This is a genomic window from Erwinia sp. AK-PDG3-5, assembly GCF_056821705.1.
The window spans coordinates 3,039,067-3,059,944 of sequence record NZ_CM165967.1; the positions used below are offsets into that span (position 1 = coordinate 3,039,067).

Consider the following 20,878-nt stretch of genomic DNA (forward strand, 5'->3'; position numbering starts at 1 on the left):
AGATGAACAAGCAACTTTCTCGTATTGGAAACAGCCTGGTTCCCTGGGCTCTTCCCGCACTGTTAATTGTAGTCTGGCAGATCGCATCCCAGACTGGCTGGCTTTCAACCCGGATTCTGCCGTCGCCCGAAGCGATTGTCGTCACCTTCTGGAAGCTTTCGGTTAGCGGCGAACTGCTGCAAAACCTGGCGATCAGCAGCTGGCGTGCCGCTATCGGCTTTGGCATCGGCGGATCGATTGGCCTGGTGCTGGGTCTGATCACCGGTATGTCTCGCCTTGGCGAAAGACTGCTGGATACTTCCGTACAGATGTTGCGTAACGTTCCGCATCTGGCGCTGATCCCGCTGGTGATCCTGTGGTTCGGTATTGATGAATCGGCCAAAATCTTCCTGGTGGCGCTGGGCACCATGTTCCCGATTTACCTGAACACCTATCACGGCATCCGCAATATCGACCGTGGACTGGTCGAGATGGCCCGCAGTTATGGCCTGTCCGGCTGGAGTCTGTTTATTCAGGTGGTGTTGCCTGGCGCCCTGCCCTCAATAATGGTTGGGGTGCGTTTTGCGCTGGGCCTGATGTGGCTGACGCTGATTGTGGCCGAAACCATTTCTGCCAGTTCGGGCATCGGTTACCTGGCGATGAATGCCCGAGAGTTTTTACAAACCGATGTGGTCGTGGTAGCGATCATTCTTTATGCCCTGCTCGGTAAACTGGCCGATGTCAGCGCGCAGTTACTGGAACGCATCTGGTTGCGCTGGCATCCGGCTTATCAACTGAAAGAGGATAACGCATGAGCGAATTAACCGCGTCTCCGGCTCGCCTGAATGCCGGTACACCGCTGGTCATCAACGGTGTCAGCAAGCAGTACAAAGGCCGGACGGTATTAAACAATATCGATCTGCATATCCCTTCCGGTCAGTTTGTCGCGGTGGTCGGACGCAGCGGTTGCGGTAAAAGTACGCTGCTGCGTCTGCTTGCCGGTCTGGAGAAAACCTCGTCAGGCGCGCTGCTGGCCGGTAATGCGCCGCTCAGTGAAGCCAGCGACGACACCCGTTTGATGTTTCAGGATGCACGCCTGCTGCCGTGGAAAAGCGTGATTGATAATGTCGGATTGGGGTTGAAAGGGAAAAGCTGGAAAGCGGCCGCGCTGGAAGCGCTGGAAGCCGTAGGCCTGGCCGATCGGGCAAAAGAGTGGCCTGCTGCCCTCTCCGGAGGCCAGAAGCAGCGCGTCGCCCTGGCTCGTGCGCTGATCCATCGTCCGGGTTTATTGCTGCTGGATGAACCGCTGGGTGCGCTGGATGCGTTAACCCGCATCGAAATGCAGGATCTGATTGAATCACTGTGGCAGAAGCACAATTTTACCGTACTGCTGGTCACGCATGACGTTAGCGAAGCCGTGGCGATGGCCGATCGGGTTCTGCTGATAGAAGAGGGAAATATCGGACTGGATCTGCAGGTTGATTTGCCGCGCCCAAGACGTAAAGGCTCAGTGCGCCTGGCCGAGCTGGAAGCGGAAGTGCTGGATCGGGTGATGAAACGCACGCCGGTCGAAAGCGAAAAGCGTTACGCACAACGTTAAAAAAAGGGGCGAACGTCGCCCCTTACCTTTCTCTTTAGCCTGCTCAGGCGCTCAGGGCTTTACTGATTTTCTCGTAAAGGTCACCTGAAAGTTTATCCAGCCCTTTCAATTGCTCCAGCGCGTTACGCATCAACGCCTGACGACCGGCATCGTAACGCTTGAGGCGGATCAACGGCTCGATCATCCGCGCGGCAACCTGTGGATTACGCGTATTCAGATCGGTGAGGATCTCCGTCAGGAACTGATAGCCGCTGCCGTTTGCCGCGTGGAACGCCGCTGGATTTGCCGAGGCAAAGGCGCCAATCAGCGAACGGATACGGTTTGGATTGCTCAGGGTAAATGAGCGGTGGTTTAACAACGCACGCACGCGGTTTAACACATCCGGTGCCGGGCTGGTGGCCTGCAAGGCAAACCATTTATCCATCACCAGACCATCCTGGTGCCAGCGGTCGTCAAACGCCACCAGCAGCGCTTCGCGACACGGCAACTGAGCCGCCACGGAGGCCGCCATCGCCGCCAGCGAGTCGGTCATGTTATTGGCGTGGCTAAACTGCGCGTTAACCAGCTTGTCAGCCAGCTCGACGTCACCAAAGGCCAGATAGCCGAGGCAGACATTTTTCAGCGAGCGTTTGCCAATTTCGGCATGTTCAATGCGGTATTCGTCGCTTTGATTGGCGTTATAAACCGCCAGCCACTCATCTGCCAGCTCGGTTGCCAGCAGGCGCACCAGCGATTCACGCACGTCAGAAATTGCCTGCGGATCGATAGTTTCAAACAGCTCGGCAATTTCATTTTCACTCGGCAGCGTCAGGATCAACGCCATCAGCGCAGGATCGCTGTTCTCTTCCAGCAGCACCGCGCGGAAAGCATCAGCCACATGCAGCGGAAGAGAGAGCGGTTGCCCCTGCTGCTGACGCGCCACATTCAGCTTGATGTAGGTCGCCATCAGGCTTTGAGCGGCATCCCAACGGGCAAAGTCATTGCGCGCATGACGCATCAGGAAGGTTAACTGCGCATCGCTCCAGTTGTAGTCCAGTTTCACCGGGGCAGAGAATTCACGCAGCAGTGAAGGAACCGGCTGGAAATAGACGTTATCAAAGACGAAGCTCTGGAACTCTTCGACCACATTCAGCACGTTGTGCACCGGATGGCCGTTATGCTGAAGTGGGATCACCTTGCCTTCGCCATCATACAGTTCGATATCCAGCGGGATATGCAGCGGCAGCTTCTCTTTTTGATCGGCGGTTGCTGGCGTTCTCTGCGTGACGTGCAACGTGTACTGTTCCAGTTCCGGGTTGTAGTCATCCCGAATTGAGAGGATCGGCGTACCCGACTGGCTGTACCAGCGGCGGAACTGCGATAAATCGACGTTGGACGCATCTTCCATCGCCTGCACAAAATCGTCGCAGGTTGCGGCGCTGCCATCGTGACGTTCGAAGTAGACCTGCATGCCTTTCTGGAAGTTTTCTTCACCCAGTAAGGTATGCATCATACGGATCACTTCTGACCCCTTCTCATACACCGTCAGCGTATAGAAGTTGTTCATTTCGATCACCTGCTCAGGGCGGATCGGATGCGCCATTGGGCTGGCATCTTCGGCAAACTGCGCACCACGCATGATGCGGACATTATCAATACGGTTAACGGCACGGGATCCGAGGTCGGAACTGAACTCCTGATCGCGGAACACGGTCAGCCCTTCTTTCAGGCTGAGCTGGAACCAGTCGCGACAGGTCACACGGTTACCGGTCCAGTTATGGAAATATTCGTGACCGATAACCGCTTCAATGCCGAGGTAATCTTTGTCGGTGGCGGTTTCCGCCTTGGCCAGCACATATTTCGAGTTAAAGACGTTAAGGCCTTTATTCTCCATTGCGCCCATGTTGAAGAAGTCCACCGCGACAATCATAAAGATGTCCAGGTCGTACTCCAGACCAAAGCGCTCTTCATCCCACTTCATGCTGTTTTTCAGTGAGGTCATTGCCCAGTCAGCGCGATCGAGGTTGCCACGATCGACAAAGATTTCCAGCGCCACATCGCGCCCGGTACGGGTTCTGAAGCTGTCACGTAGCACATCGAAGTCACCGGCGACCACGGCAAACAGGTAGCAAGGTTTTGGGAACGGATCTTCCCATTTCATCCAGTGGCGGCCATCTTCCATCTGTCCGGCATCAACACGGTTGCCGTTAGATAGTAAATAAGGATAGAGGGACCTTTCTGCCACAATGGTGGTGGTAAAGCGCGCCAGCACGTCTGGACGGTCAAGATACCAGGTAATGTGGCGGAAACCTTCGGCTTCACATTGGGTGCAAAGCGCTTCACCCGATTTATACAGGCCTTCCAGCGCGGTATTTTTATCCGGGTGGATTTCGTTGACGATTTTCAGCGTAAAGGTTTCTGGCAGTTGCTCAAGGATCAGCGCGCCGTCTTCCAGACGGTAGTGCGTCCAGGCCTGGTCGTTAATGTCCAGAGAAACCAGCGTCAGGTCTTCACCGTCCAGACGCAGTTCTGCGCCTGATGCCCCCAACCGTTTTACCTGGCTGATGGCGGTGACCTGGGTGGTGCTGGCATCGAGAATAAAAGTCAGGTCGATATCCGTGATGGTGTAATCCGGAGCACGATAATCATGGCGATTTTTGGCTTGTGGCAGTTGCGTCATAAGTCCTTCTCACGTCGATAATTAGTTAACCTTTTCAAGTCTATTCCTGTTAGCCCGATGTTGCCACGTTGAATCGCGATGCCACGGGGTCTTTGGCTTAAAAAGCTACATTTCATTAACAAGCGCACAGATTGCCCTCGACCTTATTCGCGGTAATGTGTTGTGATCGGCTTCACTAAACGAGTATTCAAGTTATACTCCAGCGTCTTTTCCACTTATTGAACCAGGGATAACGCTCTTCGCCAGAGGATGCTGAAACGCACCATGACTCGACATGCTACCCCGATCCTGACCACCTTGTTGGACACGGATGCCTATAAGCTGCATATGCAGCAAGCGGTGTTCCATCGTTACCGGAACGTTTCCGTGGTGGCTGAGTTTCGCTGCCGTGGTGACGATCTGCTGGGCATTTATGCAGATGAAATTGTCCGGCAGATAGCGACCATGCAGTCGCTGGCGCTGACGGACGAAGAAGCTGACTACCTTGCCGGCCTGCCCTTCTTTAAGGCGGACTATCTGGCCTGGCTGCGCGAATACCGTTATGACCCGTCAACGGTGGTGGTCCGCAACCACCAGGGCAAGCTGGATATTCGCATCAGCGGTTCATGGCTGGACGTCATCATGTGGGAAGTGCCGCTACTGGCGTTGATCAGCGAAGTGGTTCATCGCCACCGCTCGCCGCTGGTCACCCCGGAAATGGCAGTCACCCATCTGCAAAGCAAGCTGGCCGGGTTTAAAGCGTTGACCGCTGACCTGGATATGTCCCGCTTTAAGCTGATGGATTTCGGTACGCGTCGCCGCTTCTCCCGCGATGTGCAGCTGGCTATTGTCGGTACGCTGCAGCAGGAATTTCCATGGTTGGTCGGTTCCAGCAATTATGACGTGGCGCGCCAGTTGCATATCGCACCGGTGGGCACTCAGGCCCATGAATGGTTCCAGGCGCATCAGCAGATCAGCCCGGTTCTGGCAAACAGCCAGCGTGCGGCATTGCAGGCGTGGCTGGATGAGTATCCCGACCGTTTGGGCATTGCCCTGACCGACTGTATTACCATGGATGCTTTCCTGCGCGACTTCGGTGAGAACTTTGCTACCCGTTATCAGGGCCTGCGTCACGACTCCGGCGATCCGTTTGAGTGGGGCGAAAAAGCCATTGCCCATTACGAGCACCTCGGCATCGATCCTCGCAGCAAAACGCTGGTGTTTTCTGACAACCTGGATCTGGAAAAAGCCGTGGCGCTTTACCGCCAGTTTGGTCAGCGCGTGGACGTGATTTTTGGCATTGGTACCAAGCTGACCTGCGATATTCCTCAGGTCACGCCGCTGAATATTGTCATCAAGCTGGTTGAATGTAACGGCAAACCGGTGGCTAAACTGTCGGACAGCCCAGGCAAAACGATTTGCCAGGATAAAGCCTTTGTTCGCGCCTTACGCAAAGCCTTCGATCTGCCGCTGGTGAAAAAAGCCAGTTAGTACCGCAATAAAAAGAGAAGAGCTTCAGCCTCTTCTCTTTTCCTTCCTGCAATTTCTCTGATAAATCTCCCGCAGAACAACGAATTCTTCTTGTGTCTCGCCAGTCGGCAAGTAACATAGCACTACCCCAAATCCGGGGTATTTTTTTAATCCTGATTAATAGTGAGAGACTTTTATGAGCGTTGTGCCTGTAGCGGATGTACTGCAAGGCCGGGTCGCGGTTGACAGTGAAGTCACCGTACGTGGCTGGGTACGTACACGAAGAGATTCAAAAGCTGGTATTTCCTTCATCGCCGTATATGACGGCTCCTGCTTTAATCCCGTCCAGGCTGTCGTCAATAATTCTCTGAATAATTATCAGGACGAAGTACTGCGACTGACCACCGGTTGTTCGGTGAACATTACTGGCAAAGTGGTGGAATCACCGGGCGAAGGCCAGAGCTTTGAAATTCAGGCCACGGCAGTAGAAGTGGTCGGTTGGGTGGATGATCCTGATACCTATCCAATGGCAGCTAAACGTCACAGCATCGAATACCTGCGTGAAGTGGCTCACCTGCGTCCGCGTACCAACCTGATCGGCGCCGTGGCGCGTGTTCGTCATACGCTGGCGCAAGCGCTGCACCGTTTCTTTGACGAGCAGGGCTTCTTCTGGGTTTCCACCCCGTTGATTACCGCATCGGATACCGAAGGCGCGGGTGAAATGTTCCGCGTTTCTACCCTGGATATGGAAAACCTGCCGCGCACGCCAGAAGGCAAAGTGAACTTTGACGAAGATTTCTTCGGTAAAGAAGCCTTCCTGACCGTATCCGGCCAGCTGAATGGCGAGACCTACGCCAGCGCCATCTCCAAAATCTACACCTTTGGCCCAACCTTCCGTGCAGAAAACTCTAATACCAGCCGTCACCTGGCTGAATTCTGGATGCTGGAGCCGGAAATCGCCTTTGCTGACCTGGAAGACAACGCCGCGCTGGCCGAAGCCATGCTGAAGTACGTCTTCAAAGCGGTACTTGAGGAGCGTCGTGATGATATGGAGTTCTTTGCCGAGCGCGTAGACAAAGATGCCATCGCGCGCCTTGAGCGTTTTGTAACCACAGATTTTGCTCAGGTGGATTATACCGAAGCGGTAGAAATTCTGATCGCCTGTGGTGAGAAGTTTGAAAATGCCGTCTCCTGGGGTATCGATCTCTCCTCAGAACACGAGCGTTATCTGGCAGAGAAACACTTCAAAGCACCGGTAGTGGTTAAAAACTATCCGAAAGATATCAAAGCGTTCTATATGCGCCTGAACGACGATGGAAAAACCGTGGCGGCGATGGACGTTTTGGCCCCAGGTATCGGGGAAATCATCGGCGGTTCGCAGCGTGAAGAGCGTCTGGATGTACTGGATGCGCGTCTGGCCGAAATGGGTCTGAACAAAGAAGATTACTGGTGGTATCGTGACCTGCGCCGCTACGGCACCGTTCCTCATTCAGGTTTCGGATTAGGTTTCGAAAGATTAATTGCCTATGTCACCGGTGTGCAAAATGTAAGAGATGTTATCGCCTTCCCAAGGACGCCGCGTAACGCCACCTTCTGATTTTCAGCATTAAATATAAGAAATTCATATATATATTCAAGGTCAGCCTCGCTGGCCTTTTTTTATTTTTGTAAATTTAGATATAGTTCACAAAGTTCCGTGATTATTACATTTTGTAATACATATTTTCCTCTTGTTACCAGAATAGGAGATTAGTAGCATTTTCGGGCTAGATAATCCGCTCAGCGAATGGAAAGATGCGTGCAGACACAGGAAGACACCAAACTCTCTTCGGGGTTCTGTAAAGAATTGTTGACGGCAGTGGCAGGTGTCCAAATAACTCCAATGAGGGTAATAAAAAATGATGAAGCGCAACATTCTGGCACTGGTTATCCCAGCCCTGTTAGCAGCTGGTGCAGCCAATGCAGCAGAAATCTATAACAAAGACGGCAACAAGCTGGACCTCTATGGTAAAGCTGTTGGTCTGCATTACTTCTCATCAGACGACGACAGCTACGGCGGTGATGGCGATAAGTCCTATGTCCGTTTTGGTTTCAAAGGTGAAACCCAGATCAACGACATGCTGACCGGTTACGGCCAGTGGGAATACAACATCCAGGCAAACAACTCTGAAGGTTCTGACGCGCAAGACGGCAACAAAACCCGTCTGGGCTTCGCTGGTCTGAAATTTGCTGAGTACGGTTCTGTAGATTACGGTCGTAACTACGGCATCGCTTATGACGCACTGGCCTGGACAGATATGCTGCCAGAATTCGGTGGCGACTTCGGCCAGTCTGATACCATGACCAGCCGTACTGGTGGCGTGGCGACTTACCGTAACACCAACTTCTTTGGTCTGGTTGATGGCTGGGACTTCGCAGCTCAGTACCAGGGCAAAAACGAACGTGACGACCTGCAGCGCTCTAACGGCGACGGCTACGGTGTGTCAACGTCTTACACCTCACCAATCGGTGTTGGTATCGTAGGTGCGTATAGCTCTCAGGACCGTGTTGACGGCCAGAACACTGACCTGGCTCTGGGTCGTGGTGACCGTGCAGAGTTCTGGGGCACTGCTCTGAAATATGATGCAAACAACGTGTACCTGGCAGCATCTTATGCTGAAGGCCGCAACGCTACCCGCATCTCTGGTAACATCACTAACGCAGGCGTTACAACTCCAGTCGCTGGCTACGCTAACAAAACTCAGGACATCGAGTTAGTCGCACAGTACCAGTTCGACTTCGGTCTGCGTCCGTCCATTGCCTACGTTCAGACTAAAGGCAAGGACATCGAAGGCGTTGGCGATGTTGACCTGGTTAAATACTTCGAAGTGGGCGCGACTTACTACTTCAACAAAAACATGTCTACCTATGTTGACTACATCATCAACCAGATTGATGACGACAACAAACTGGGCATAGGTTCAGGCGATACCGTAGCATTGGGTCTGGTTTACCAGTTCTAATAAGCTGCACTGCCGGGGTGATTCGCGTCACCACCGCGCAACGTCAAAACGGGGCTTCGGCCCCGTTTTTGTTTCCTCCGCCCCGCTTTCTCCCTCTGATTAATTACCCTCACTCTGTTCCCTGTGATTTTTAACGCAAACGGTTGGCAATTTGTGCGCTGTGGCGTAACCTGAGTCCTCACTTCGCTTTAGATTAAGCTAACGGACTTCGACTATGTTTGAACGCATTGCAGCTGCACCCGCCGACCCTATTCTTGGTTTAGCCGATCTCTTCCGTGCCGACGATCGCCCAAATACGATCAATCTGGGCATTGGTGTCTATAAAGACGAAACCGGCAAAACACCGGTACTCACCAGCGTGAAAAAAGCTGAGCAGTATCTGTTAGAGAATGAAACCACCAAAAATTACCTCAGCATCGATGGACTGGCCGACTTCGGTAAGTGCACTCAGGAACTGTTGTTTGGGAAAGACAACGCCATTGTGAGTACCAAGCGTGCCCGCACAGCGCAGACCCCAGGTGGAACCGGTGCATTGCGCGTTGCGGCTGACTTTATTGCCACTCAGACCAGCGCGAAGCGCATCTGGGTAAGCAACCCAAGCTGGCCGAACCATAAAAATGTATTTGAATCCGCGGGTCTTGAAGTCTGCGAGTATCAGTATTATGACGCGGCCAATCACTCCCTCGACTTTGACGGCATGGTGAACGCCCTGCGTGAGGTTGCAGCCGGTGACGTGGTGCTGTTCCATGGCTGCTGCCATAACCCGACCGGTATCGATCCGACGGCGGAACAGTGGGCACAACTTTCCGAGCTGTCACTGGCCGGTGGCTGGCTGCCGCTGTTCGACTTCGCCTATCAGGGCTTTGCCCGGGGTCTGGAAGAAGATGCGGAAGGCCTGCGTATTTTTGCGGCCAGCCATCAGGAACTGATCGTCGCCAGCTCTTATTCGAAAAACTTCGGGCTGTATAACGAACGCGTTGGCGCACTGACGCTGGTTGCCAGCGAAGCATCGGTAGCGGATACCGCATTCAGCCAGGTGAAAGCCACCATCCGTGCAAACTACTCTAACCCACCGGCGCACGGTGCGGCGGTAGTGGCCACCATCCTCGGTAACGCCGCTCTGCGGGCTATCTGGGAGCAGGAACTGGCAGATATGCGTCAGCGCATCCACCGTATGCGTCAGCTGTTTGTGAACACCCTGCAGGAGAAAGGCGCTAAAGGGGACTTCAGTTTTATCATCAAGCAGAATGGCATGTTCTCATTCAGTGGTTTGACGAAAGACCAGGTGGTTCGCCTGCGCGAAGAGTTCGGCGTGTATGCGGTGAATTCAGGTCGTGTGAACGTGGCCGGCATGACGCCAGATAATATGGCTCCGCTGTGTGAAGCGATTGTCGCCGTGCTGTAAGCCGCGACTGAGCATAAAAAAAAGCCTGCTAAATGCAGGCTTTTTTGTGTCTTTTCCCCATGCGCCTTACTGCGTTACTGCAGGAACGGGTTCGAAATTCTTTCCCGGCCCAGCGTAGACATCGGCCCATGTCCCGGTAAAAAGGTCACGTCATCACCCAGCGGTAAAAGCTTGGTCTTAATGGAGGCGATGAGATCCGCATGGCTGCCCTGAGGAAAATCAGAACGCCCTACGCCGCCATTAAAGATCACATCACCAGATACCAGCAGGCGAGAAGCACGATCAAAGAAGACGATGTGGCCGGGCGTATGGCCAGGGCATAACAGGATTTCGAGGATGATGTTGCCGAGCTGCACGGTTTCCCCCTCTTCCAGCCAGCGATCTGGCGTCAGAGGCGCGCAGTACGGGAAGCCGAACATCTGGCTCTGAGCAGGTAAACCTTCCAGCCAGAAAGCATCCGCCTTATGGGGACCAACAACCGGCACACCATAAAAAGCCGCCAGTTCGGCAGCCGCGCCAACATGATCAAGGTGTCCGTGGGTCAACAGAATTTGCGTTACGGTAACGCCTTTTTCCGCCACATGCGCCTGAATAGTTTCGGCATCACCACCGGGGTCAACAACCGCTGCCTGCATCGATTCCGGGCACCAGATCAGCGAGCAGTTCTGGGCGAATGCCGTCACCGGGATAATTTGATAGTCCATAACACTCCGTTACCGGCGAGCCATGGCCCTACCGGGATTTCATCTTACCAGTGCCGTGCCGGCCCGGTATCAATATGCACAAAGTTACTGCTTGGGTAGTATCCTACACCACCAGCGCCCATGGAAAGCGCCGCTTTGCGAACATTGCTCAATGCAATCCCGTCAATATGTAAATCCATCGCCTGACCCAGCGTGTGGTAACTGTGTTTCGCTACGCCTTTCGTGTGGGCACGCAGGGAATTGTTGGTCGCCAGCGACCGATACCCCGATATCAACGTCACCGGTTTGCGGGTATCGAGCAACGCCTGCAAACGATAAAGCTGATCGAACAAATGCGGATCGATGTTCTTGACCTTGTTGGCCCGGTAATCACGGAAGAAATGATTTAAACGTGACAACTCATCCTTGTCGTAACTTTTGCCGTTAAAAAACTCAGTTTTGAGCGTTTCACCGGTATTCAGGTTATTCAGTGTTAATACACGAGGACGCGAGGTGGAGAGCGAGGCGAAAGCCTGTCGGGGAAGCAATGCACAACCTAATGCAGCGCCTCCTAATGTCAGCCACTTACGGCGATGAGAGTCAAAATTATTCATAAATCTGTGTTACCCGGCTAAATGTTCTGAAATGGTGCAAAATGGTCACCGTCGGGAACCATAACCGGGGAGAATAGCTGAGTCAACCGGGGAAATGTGACAGCTTCGACAAATATCAACACCTGTCTGGAAGCAGAGGTGACCGGCCCGGTATGCCCTGAGCCGGAACACCTGAAGAATCAAGCATTAGAGCATTAATTGACCAGCCGCCGCCATACTCTGCACGCCAGAACGCGCGGTCATATCATAATTGTAAATATCTGTACGATATTGCGCCTTACCATCATCCGCAACCCACGCCGTCAGGTAGTAAAGATTGACCGGGATGCGATGACGAATCGGCACGTAGCGGGTATCCCCTTCTTTCAGCGTGCTGGAAATGCGTGTGTCATTCCATCCCGCATCCTGTAACAGCAGGTTGGCCAAATCAGACGCTTTATTCACACGAACACAGCCTGAACTCAGCGCCCTGATGTCTTTCTGGAACAGGTTATGGTTCGGCGTATCATGCAGATAGATGGCATCTGAACTAGGCATATTGAACTTATACCTTCCCAGCGAATTCGTCGCACCCGGCGCCTGGCGTATGCGGTAAGGGAAGGACGCCGCGGAAACCATCCGCCAGTCGATCATCGACGGATCGATGACTTCCGCATCATTGCTCCAGCCAGAGAGCAAGGTGTAGTTATGTTTGTAGAGATAAGCCGGATCCTGCTTCACTTTCGGCACAATATCCTGACGGACCAGCGTAGTCGGCACATTCCATGGCGGGTTTAGCACCACATTATTCAGTGCGCTGCGCATCAGAGGCGTTTTGCGGTCTGGACGCCCCACAATAACCCTCGACGCCAGGATTTGACTGCCGTTGAGATAATAGATCAGCGAGTAATTCGGGATATTCACCATAATCCCGTTATGCATATCATCAGGCAACAGACGCAAACGCTGAATATTCAGCGCAAGCAGAGAAGCACGAAGCTGCGGCGAAACGTTCAGCCATTCACGGGTCCGTGGGCCAATCGCACCATCCGGCTCAAGCCCCTGCCAGCGTTGGAAGCGTTTTACCGCTTCGACCAGGTCGGCAGAATAGATATGTGTTGGGTCGGCAGGCACCGCATTTCCCAGCACCTGACCGGCCAGCTCAGGCGTGTTAGCGGCATTGGGATTTTCCGGCAGTGGCGTGGCGGAAGGACTGACGGTCGCCTGCTCATCAACCGGCTTAGGCGCTGGCGTCGAAGCAATCTCTTCATCCACAAAAGACGCCGGTACGCTGGTGGTCGGGACGGCTTCATCGGTCGGCTTTGGTCCTTCGGCGCTGGCGGTCATCATTCCGGTGCGCTCCAGAATGGCCCTCAGTGCAGGAACATCATCACTCAATTGTCCCGGCTTCAGGGTCTGTCTCGCGGCCAGCTGCGGCCAGGGATGATTATCTGCCAGCAACGTTTTCAGCGCCTGATGCATCAGAACATATTGCGGGTGCTGTGGCGCAAGCGAGGTGACAAAGGCATTGGTTCCACCGTGTTCAACCGCTCTCTGCCACTGATTAATTACCGACAGGGTTGGCACTTCCAGCTTGTAAGGCACGTTGCTGTACAGCCAGGTTTCCCCTTTGGCGGGCACCGTAGAGACAAACTGCAGATAGCCCAGCATCGCATCAGACAGAACGACATCACGCGCCATTCCCGTTATCGAAGGATCGGTCAGCAGTTTGACCCACAGATTAAACTGCGGTTGTACGCCAGATATGGCCACTTCAGCCAGTTGCTGCTGGAACTGCTGCACAGCCTGCCGATCCTGCCACAGTGGCTGCATGCTCTGGGTAGCATACAGCGAAGCCAGGGTCGTCAAATAAAACGGTTTATAACCAGCAGGAAGCGTGGCCAGCAGATGCCGCTGGGCCTGCGATGGTGTATAGGTTGCTGTTACAGGCGCGGATACAGGCGGAATACCTGCCAATGCGGGTTGTATCTGACCGGCAAACACCAGACAAGCACTAAACAGTGCCAACCTTGCAGAATTCGTTTTCATTAGCAACATCCCTTGCTCCCTGGTTAAGTGCCAAAACAGATGGCGATCACCTGTTTATTAGTCATTGTTATCAGTATAGAAAAAGAAAACGGCATTCGCTGTAAATACAGCCAATGCCGTTGGGTAGAATAAACCGCTGCCAGACTTTTTACTATATCTGCCGGTTGAGATTTTCCTATGAAGAAGCCTGTTGATTTTCCTCAGGTGTGGAGGAATTTGCGGCGGTTGGCTCGGCGGCAAAGCCGCGCAGGCCGACGACGTGAACGTGTTCAATGTTATTGACCACTTTACGCACCAGTTTATAAGTCGTGCCCTTCTCTGGACTGATATTCTCTGGCGCGGCGATAATCAGCTGCATTTCCAGACGATCGCACAGCTCAAACAGCGTGGCGATCGACTTGGCATCCAGTCGCGCGGCTTCATCGAGGAACAGTAGGCGGCATGGGGAAATATCTTTTCCACGCAGGCGGCGAGACTCTTCTTCCCAGCTCTGCACGACCATCACCAGAATCGACATCCCGGTACCGATCGCTTCACCGGTTGACAATGCACCACTTTCCGCACGCAACCAGCCATCAGATCCCCGGTTTACCTCAACCTCCATTTCCAGGTAGTTACGGTAATCCAGCAGCTCTTCACCAATGGTTTGCGGCGTACGCTGGCCCATATCAATCTGTGGATTCAGGCGCTGATATAGCTTAGCGAGGGCTTCTGAGAAGGTCAGGCGATTGCTGTTAAACAGATCCTGATGCGCCTCATGCTGTTCAGACAACACGTCCAGCAGCGTGGAATGCGCCTCGCGCACGTTCACGTTTAGACGGACGCTCTTCACCTGGCCGAAGCTCACAGCCTGCAGGCCCTGGTTCAGCTGGCGAATACGGTTTTGCTCACGCTGAATGGTCTTACGAATAATGTTAGACACGCTGCGGGAGCTGATTGCCAGCATCTGTTCGCGCGCGGTTAACTCTTCGGTCAGACGGCCAAGTTCAATCTCCATCTGCTCAATCGCTTCGACCGGATCGTCGGTACGGATGATGTCCTGACGAATACGTTCCCGCAGATGCTGATATACGGCGATAAAGAACTGAATTTTACGTTCTGGCCGTTTTGGATCTTCGGACAGACGCAGCACGTCGCGCAGATGTTCATTGTCGGCGACCGCCAGACGCAGCGCACCTAACGCCTTATCCGACATTGAACGCAGCTCATCACCGCCGAGGTAAGAGAGTTCACGACGATGGAGACGACGCTCAACGCCATTGTCTTTCACCAAGCGTAACACCGCGACCCAACCCGCCTTGGCATGAACAACCTGCTCGCGGCCCTGATGGTAATCGCGCTCGACACGCTTCAGTTTTTTCTGCAGCGCGTCCATTTCTGCTTCACAGAAGGTGATCTGTTTTTCCAGCTGATTGCGACGGGCGCGGTTGTTGCTTAACGCAGCATAGAGTTCATCACGGCGCAGACGCGCGCGCTCTTCCGCGCTGGCATCCGCCTGCACACCGATATCCTGCATTTCCTGCTGAAGTTCTTTCAGCATGTCGCGCTTGGCATCGTAAGAGCTTTTCAGTGACGCCAGCACCTGAGAATACTGGGTAAACTGCGCCTGATGACCGCGCAGCTGCTCGCGGGCACGGGTACGATCGGATTCGGCCTGCTCAAGACGCTTACGCAGTTTCTCATTCAGGTCGCTGTTACCGTCGAGCATGCCGGCGGAATCGACATAGCCAAAGTGCGCGCGACGCTGCACCACTTCGGTCATGGCAAAGGCTTGCTGGCGAGCATCGCGCTGAACCTGCTGCGCCTGCTGATAATCCAACTTCAACTGTTCGTGCTGTTCCGGATCGCTCTGCAGCACCGAGATCAGCGGTTCCAGTTTCGCCAGTTGCGCGCCATGCTGCTGCAGGAAACGCGCGGCTTCCTGTGCTTCATCCAGACGCTCAAGCAGTTCGTCATAACGATCCTGCAGGGTTTCATCCTGCAGCAGGCTGACGCGTGGCATCAGGCGGTTAAGCTGGGCGACGCCCTCTTTCGCCTGATCAAACTGCTGGCGCTGCTGCTGGTTTTCCGTTTCATGGGCGGCCTGGCCACGTTCGAGTTCACCACGACGCAGGTTCAGTAAACGCAGCTCGGCTTCTGGATCCGACTCAAAGGCGACGGCTAAATGGCTTCCGATAAAACGGCTGAAGGACTGGTGCAGACGCTGCGTTTTTTGCACGTCAAACGACAGCGTGGCATACCGTTCTGCCAGCGTTTCGCGTTCGGCATGTAACAGATCCAGCTGATTTTCACGGGCGGCACGACCAAACAACGGCACTTTAGGGAAGCGAGAGTAACGCCACTGGCGATCGCCTGACTTCACCACTACCGCTTTTTGCAGCTCTTCAACGTTAAATACGCTGTCATCGAACGAGTGCGGGTCCCCTTCGATCAAATAAAGGTCTTCCGGGCAGTCTTCCAGACCGTCCAACAGGTCCTGCACCAGTGACAGATCGGGCACCACGATACCGTGACGGGCCGGGCCATACAGCGCGGAGAAGTACGGTGCATCGTCGATGGTGACGTCGTCATAAATTTCTGACAGCAGCACGCCGCCGAAACGTTCGGCCAGGTGGGTCATACGGCCATCTTCAGCGCCGCCAGGCTGGCTCAGACGCTCGACCTGTTTTTCAACTTCGCGTTTACGGGCCGAAACTTCGTCGCGTTCAACGGTGGTTTCGCGTTCGCGCTCCAGCAGCTGCTGCATGTACTCGGTCACCTGCTGACCGCTCTCCAGCGCCTGACCGGTTTGCTCGTTCAGCTGGCTAAGAATATCCTGCGCGGCATGCCACTGAGGGGCCTGTTTGGTCAGACGGGCAATGCGTTCACGTACCTGTTCAAGCTCCTGACGCATTTCCATGCGACGTTCGCCCGCTTCAGACACGCTTTCGGACAGCTGTTCAATACGCGCTTCAAGCTCGTACTGGTAACCTTCCAGATCCTGCGGCTCAAACTGTTGCCCGTGACGCTTACAGAACTCATTCAGTAACCGTTCGGCATCCTGCTGTTCACGCAGTCGCTGTTCCATCTCGGCCACGCGGGAACGTAAAGACTGCAACTGCTCGGCGTGATAACGCTGATTGCTGGCATCGCGAAGCAATTCGCGGCCGGTGTGATACGCGTCAGAACGACTGACCGGTCCGGCAATGCGGCCCACCAGCTCAAAAGCCTGCTCGAACTGACTGTGAGCAGCCTGCGCCACGCTCATTTTCTGTTCAAGCTGCAATAACTTGTCGGTCGCTTCCTGCTCTTTCGCGCGGAAGGTTTCCTGCCACTCTTCGGCATTGTCGACGGTCAGTTCGGCAACCCGGCAGATTTCCTGCGCGCGCTGCAGCGCCTGCAACGCTTGCTGATACTGGATAGCACGGGTTTGCTGCACGTCCAGCGCCTGCTGATAATCGGCCAGCTGACTTTTCAGCTCATCGACTTCCAGTTCAGCGGCTTCGCTGCGGGCTTCATTCTCTTCCTGCACCTCACGGGCTTCAGCGACGACTTCATTCTGCTCTTCCAGACGGTAGGTCAGCTCATCGATATCGCCTTCATAGCGCTCGATTTTTTCCTGCTGACGCATTGCCGTCTGCACCAGGTTAAGGTGATCGCTGGCGCTCTGGTAATCGGTTTCGAGATCGCTTTCTGCGCCGTTATGCTCAGCCAGTTCGCGAGCCATTTCAACATGGCGATACTGCTCGGCTTTTAACTGCTTGCGGCTGGTGAATAGCTCATTACGGTTCAGTAACGCGCCGTCAAGGTGGATGCGGCGTTCGTTAGCATGACGCATATAGTCCGCAGCAACATAGCTAGTTGCTTCGGAGATCAGATGCTTAAACAGATCGCGGTCGGACTGGGTGACGCGGATGGCTTCCAGCGTCATGCGGTTCTCGCGCAGCGCGGCTTCCATATCCTGGAAGGCCTTACGCACGCCGCTGTTTTCCGGCAGCAGGTAATCACGCAGCGATCGGGTAATGGCGCTGGAAATACCGCCATACAGCGAGGCTTCAATCAGGCGATAGTATTTGCTGCGGTCGGCGGCCGAGCGCAGACGACGCGCCACAATGCCCAGGTCGAACATCAGCGAGTGGTAATCAGTGATCGAGTTAAACTGCTTAAACTGCACGCTTTCCATCGCTTCGAACTTGTCTTTCAGTTCGCTTAGCGGCAGAACGCGAGCCTGACGGGCATTGACCGTTTCCGTCAGGATTTCCGTCGGGTTGATCGACATCGGCAGGCCGTGAATGCTGAAAGGCTTGATATCGACTTTACGATCGCGACCGGCAACCTGCTGCAGCCGCACACCAACAATCACGCGCTGATGCAGGGAATTCACCACGTCCAGCGCGGCGTAACAGACGCCAGGACGCAGCTTTCCGTGCAAACCTTTGTCACGCGAGCCGGAGGTGGCTCCCGCTTCGGTGGTGTTACGGAAGTGCAGCAGCGTCAAATCGGGGATCAGCGCCGTGATAAAGGCCGCCATGGTGGTGGACTTACCGGCGCCGTTACCGCCTGAAAGCGTGGTAACCAGCTCATCCAGGTCAAAGGTGCGGGCGAAAAAGCCGTTCCAGTTTACCAGGGTCAGCGAGCGAAATTTTCCGCGTTCAATCATTTACTCGTTCTCCGCGTTGTCCGACGACGGGCTCTGCGCCTCATCATCCTCTTCGCTTTCATCATTCAGCGCCAGGCCACCTTCAATCGGCATCGCCTCGCCATCCCGGATCATCCTCAGCTGCGCTTCGCGGGCATCGTCGCCGCTACGCACATCCGCACCAAAGCGGAATACCGACTCAATAATGCGGAATTTGCTGCTGTCATTACCCATAAACCACACCATGCCAAGGCGGCGCAGACGGTTAAGGGAAGCGCGCATTTTTTCCTGCAACTTTTGCCGATCGAGATCGGAACCGGTTGAGCGCTGGTTAACGAACTTCATCAGCTTGCTTTCATCAGCCAGCGACAACAGCTCATCATAAAGCTCCTGCTGGGTGAAGATGCCTTCATTCGCCAGACGTTCCGGGCTCAGGTAGAGATAACACAGGATTTTGCCCACCATCATATCCAGCTCGGAAAGGACCGAGCGCGGGATCAGCGTGGTGGAGCGGGGACGCAGATAGAAGAAGCCTTCCGGGGCACGGATCAACTCAACGTTGTAACGCGCGTAAAACTCTTCCAGATATTCCTGATAATCCATCAGGAAAGCATGTTGATCCAGCTCTTCAATGCCAATATGGCGACCGGAACGTAACTGGCTGTCCAGCGCCGGGAAAAGAGAATTGGCCAGCGCCTGTGCCAGTTTAACCGGCATCACTTGTTCAATATTTGTCGATGACATGCGCCTGCACCTTGGCTCCGTAATCATTAATGACCTGCCATTCTGCTGACAAGCCGGAGAAATCTGCTTCGGCCACGCCTAAGCGGACGGCCTGATCGACGACAATACGCGCCACGTCGAAGTGTCGTGCCCGGGGATACTGCACCAGGTAATCACGCATCACTGTGCCCAGATTGAGCGGTTTCTGTTGTGCTTTATAAATGGCCAGCGCTTCTTCAATCATCGCGGCCAGCTGTTCACGAATTTCGTTAAACTCTTCGTATTCCAGTTCGGAAGGCAGTTCACCGGTCACTTCCTCACTGCGCAACGCCAGTTCTTCATCACGCATGTCATACAGGCGCTCAGCATTGGCATAGGTCAGTGCCCAGGGATGATCGAAATAGGTTTGCACAGACTTGCGCAGGCGTTGAGCGAAGACGCGGTTTTTATCCATGTCGATGGCGGTACGGATGAATTTGTGCACGTGACGGTCATAGCCGATCCACAGGTCAATCGCCTGCTGGCCCCAGCTGATAATACGGTCCAGCTTGTTTTGCAGGTCATACACCAGCTTATCGATAAAACCGAGATCCGGGCTGCTCAGCGTGGCATCCTGGATGCGTAACAGATTGGCCTGCAGCTTATCGCCTGCCGCTTCCAGCGTATCCTGCAATTCGCGCAGCGTGCCGGAGGTTTCATTCAGCAGCATTTCACAGCTGGAAATGGCCGCGCGCCAGTCTTTGTTCAGCAACTGGGCGATATCGTCTTTCACCGCCTGCTGCTGTTCATCCATGGTTCGCTGGGTGATATCGATGCTGTCGAAGATTTCTGCCACCGAGTATTTCAGCGGGGCGAAAACGTTGCGATGCCAGTGAAATTCGTCACCGTCTTCATCGGCTGCATCGGCAGCGCGCTTCAGCTCGCCGGCAACAATCGACAGCTGCATCGACAGCCGCAGCGTTGAGAACTCACGCTGGCGGATGTAGTAATCCGTAATGCCGATGGCCAGCGGCGTCAGGCGATAGATGGCGTTGCCATCGGCCTGTTCACTGACAAAGCGGTTAAGCAGGCGCTGACGCACCATATCGTTGATGGCGTTATTGGCTCGCACACCAACGGTTTCGCTGGTCTGTTCAAACCCTTCACTGACGTGACGGAAGGCATCGGTCAATTCGCCTTCGCTCATTTCGCCATCCATGCGCTCCCCGTTCAGGGTGGCAATCGCCAGCAAAAACGTCAGACGTTCGGTAGGCAACGTGACGGAAAAGTCATTTTTTCGCGCCCAGGCGACCAGTTCCGGTACAGTCTGGGAAAATTCACTCATGGTTCGTCCTGTTTATGGGTTTCCGCGCGGTCACGTGGATATAACGGCCCAAACTTAAAAATGGCTCCTGGCGGCAGAAGCGTAATTCCTGCTGCAGAACTTCCTCAAAACGTTCAGATTGCTTGTTCTTGTCACGCATATAGTCATGAAAAACGCGGATCCCGGTCTTGGTTTCCACTGTAAAGCCTGCAGCTTCTAACCACCTATAGACCTGTTCAGGTTCACGTGGGAAGTCAGGCGACAGCGTTTTTCGTTTGCGTTTCTTCAGGTCAGCCTGCATATAACCGAAGTTGCCCAGCACCAGCGTCTGCATTATCAGGCCATTGACGTTATAAAACATCAGCGACAGCACGCCGCCCGGGGCCAGCACATCATACAGCGCTTTTAAGATGGCTTCAGGCTCGGCGACCCATTCAAGCACCGCGTGAAACAATACCAGATCGGCCGGCTTATCCAAATGTTGACCGACCTGTTGCGCGCTAATTTGTTTGAATAGCATGTTCCCGCTCACACCTTTTTCTTCGGCATGAGCCCCTGCGCGTTGCAACATCTCAGCGGAAAGATCGCAGAGTAAGACCTGATGACCTCTGGCTGCCAGACCACAACTCATCTGCCCTTCTCCACCGCCGGCATCCAGCACGTTGAGTGGTCCTTCCGGCAGGCTGGCGAGGATCTCTTCCAGCTCCTGCCAGACAATCGCCTGGCGGATCCGCCCTTTGGTGGTACCGTAGATATTCTTCGAAAATTTTTCGGCTATATCATCAAAGTTGCGATCCTGCATTCGGGTTCCCGGC

The 20,878-nt window shown here is 54.3% G+C and carries 13 protein-coding genes and 1 pseudogene; 6 read left to right on the top strand and 8 right to left on the bottom strand.

The window, feature by feature from the left end; all coding sequences use genetic code 11:
- Nucleotides 1-2: 2 nt before the first annotated feature.
- Nucleotides 3-794 carry an aliphatic sulfonate ABC transporter permease SsuC gene (gene ssuC, locus AC1UKS_RS14100; protein ID WP_482434123.1) on the top strand — a complete coding sequence of 264 codons (792 nt, stop codon included), beginning with the start codon at nucleotides 3-5 and terminating at the stop codon, nucleotides 792-794.
- Nucleotides 791-1,579 carry an aliphatic sulfonates ABC transporter ATP-binding protein gene (gene ssuB / locus AC1UKS_RS14105; protein ID WP_013201549.1) on the top strand — a complete coding sequence of 263 codons (789 nt, stop codon included), beginning with the start codon at nucleotides 791-793 and terminating at the stop codon, nucleotides 1,577-1,579. The genes ssuC and ssuB overlap by 4 nt, the downstream gene beginning before the upstream one ends.
- Nucleotides 1,580-1,622: 43 nt before the next feature.
- Here ssuB and pepN read toward each other — a convergent pair whose 3' ends face one another.
- On the bottom strand, nucleotides 1,623-4,238 hold the full coding sequence (gene pepN, locus AC1UKS_RS14110; protein WP_482434125.1) for an aminopeptidase N: 2,616 nt from the start codon (nucleotides 4,236-4,238) through the stop codon (nucleotides 1,623-1,625).
- A 264-nt stretch (nucleotides 4,239-4,502) separates the two neighbouring features.
- Between pepN and pncB the strand changes: the two genes are divergently transcribed.
- From pncB to AC1UKS_RS14130, 4 genes are all read left to right on the top strand, one after another.
- Nucleotides 4,503-5,708, top strand: a complete 1,206-nt coding sequence (gene pncB, locus AC1UKS_RS14115; RefSeq protein WP_482434127.1) for a nicotinate phosphoribosyltransferase — start codon at nucleotides 4,503-4,505, stop codon at nucleotides 5,706-5,708.
- A 175-nt stretch (nucleotides 5,709-5,883) separates the two neighbouring features.
- A complete protein-coding gene (gene asnS, locus AC1UKS_RS14120; protein WP_482434129.1) occupies nucleotides 5,884-7,284 on the top strand; it encodes an asparagine--tRNA ligase in 1,401 nt (466 codons plus the stop codon).
- A 301-nt stretch (nucleotides 7,285-7,585) separates the two neighbouring features.
- Nucleotides 7,586-8,689: a porin OmpF gene (gene ompF / locus AC1UKS_RS14125; RefSeq protein ID WP_482434131.1), complete on the top strand. Its 1,104-nt coding sequence runs from the start codon at nucleotides 7,586-7,588 to the stop codon at nucleotides 8,687-8,689.
- 214 nt (nucleotides 8,690-8,903) lie between these two features.
- Nucleotides 8,904-10,094, top strand: coding sequence for an amino acid aminotransferase (locus tag AC1UKS_RS14130; RefSeq protein WP_013201544.1), 1,191 nt, complete (start codon nucleotides 8,904-8,906; stop codon nucleotides 10,092-10,094).
- Between the two features lie 74 nt (nucleotides 10,095-10,168).
- Here AC1UKS_RS14130 and AC1UKS_RS14135 read toward each other — a convergent pair whose 3' ends face one another.
- The 7 genes and pseudogenes from AC1UKS_RS14135 to cmoM form a co-directional block, all read right to left on the bottom strand.
- Nucleotides 10,169-10,798: an MBL fold metallo-hydrolase gene (locus AC1UKS_RS14135; RefSeq protein WP_482434133.1), complete on the bottom strand. Its 630-nt coding sequence runs from the start codon at nucleotides 10,796-10,798 to the stop codon at nucleotides 10,169-10,171.
- A gap of 44 nt (nucleotides 10,799-10,842) precedes the next feature.
- Complete coding sequence (gene mepK / locus AC1UKS_RS14140; RefSeq protein WP_013201542.1) at nucleotides 10,843-11,391, bottom strand: peptidoglycan L,D-endopeptidase MepK; 549 nt, start codon at nucleotides 11,389-11,391, stop codon at nucleotides 10,843-10,845.
- A gap of 186 nt (nucleotides 11,392-11,577) precedes the next feature.
- Nucleotides 11,578-13,284 (bottom strand): annotated as a pseudogene (gene ldtD / locus AC1UKS_RS14145) (L,D-transpeptidase); the annotation flags it as partial.
- A 310-nt stretch (nucleotides 13,285-13,594) separates the two neighbouring features.
- Nucleotides 13,595-18,058: a chromosome partition protein MukB gene (mukB, locus tag AC1UKS_RS14150; RefSeq protein WP_482434135.1), complete on the bottom strand. Its 4,464-nt coding sequence runs from the start codon at nucleotides 18,056-18,058 to the stop codon at nucleotides 13,595-13,597.
- Nucleotides 18,059-18,781 carry a chromosome partition protein MukE gene (gene mukE, locus AC1UKS_RS14155; RefSeq protein WP_041691956.1) on the bottom strand — a complete coding sequence of 241 codons (723 nt, stop codon included), beginning with the start codon at nucleotides 18,779-18,781 and terminating at the stop codon, nucleotides 18,059-18,061. It lies immediately after the preceding gene.
- A complete protein-coding gene (gene mukF / locus AC1UKS_RS14160) occupies nucleotides 18,762-20,084 on the bottom strand; it encodes a chromosome partition protein MukF (RefSeq protein ID WP_013201538.1) in 1,323 nt (440 codons plus the stop codon). The genes mukE and mukF overlap by 20 nt, the downstream gene beginning before the upstream one ends.
- Nucleotides 20,077-20,865, bottom strand: coding sequence for a tRNA uridine 5-oxyacetic acid(34) methyltransferase CmoM (gene cmoM, locus AC1UKS_RS14165; RefSeq protein WP_482434137.1), 789 nt, complete (start codon nucleotides 20,863-20,865; stop codon nucleotides 20,077-20,079). The genes mukF and cmoM overlap by 8 nt, the downstream gene beginning before the upstream one ends.
- Nucleotides 20,866-20,878: the final 13 nt, after the last annotated feature.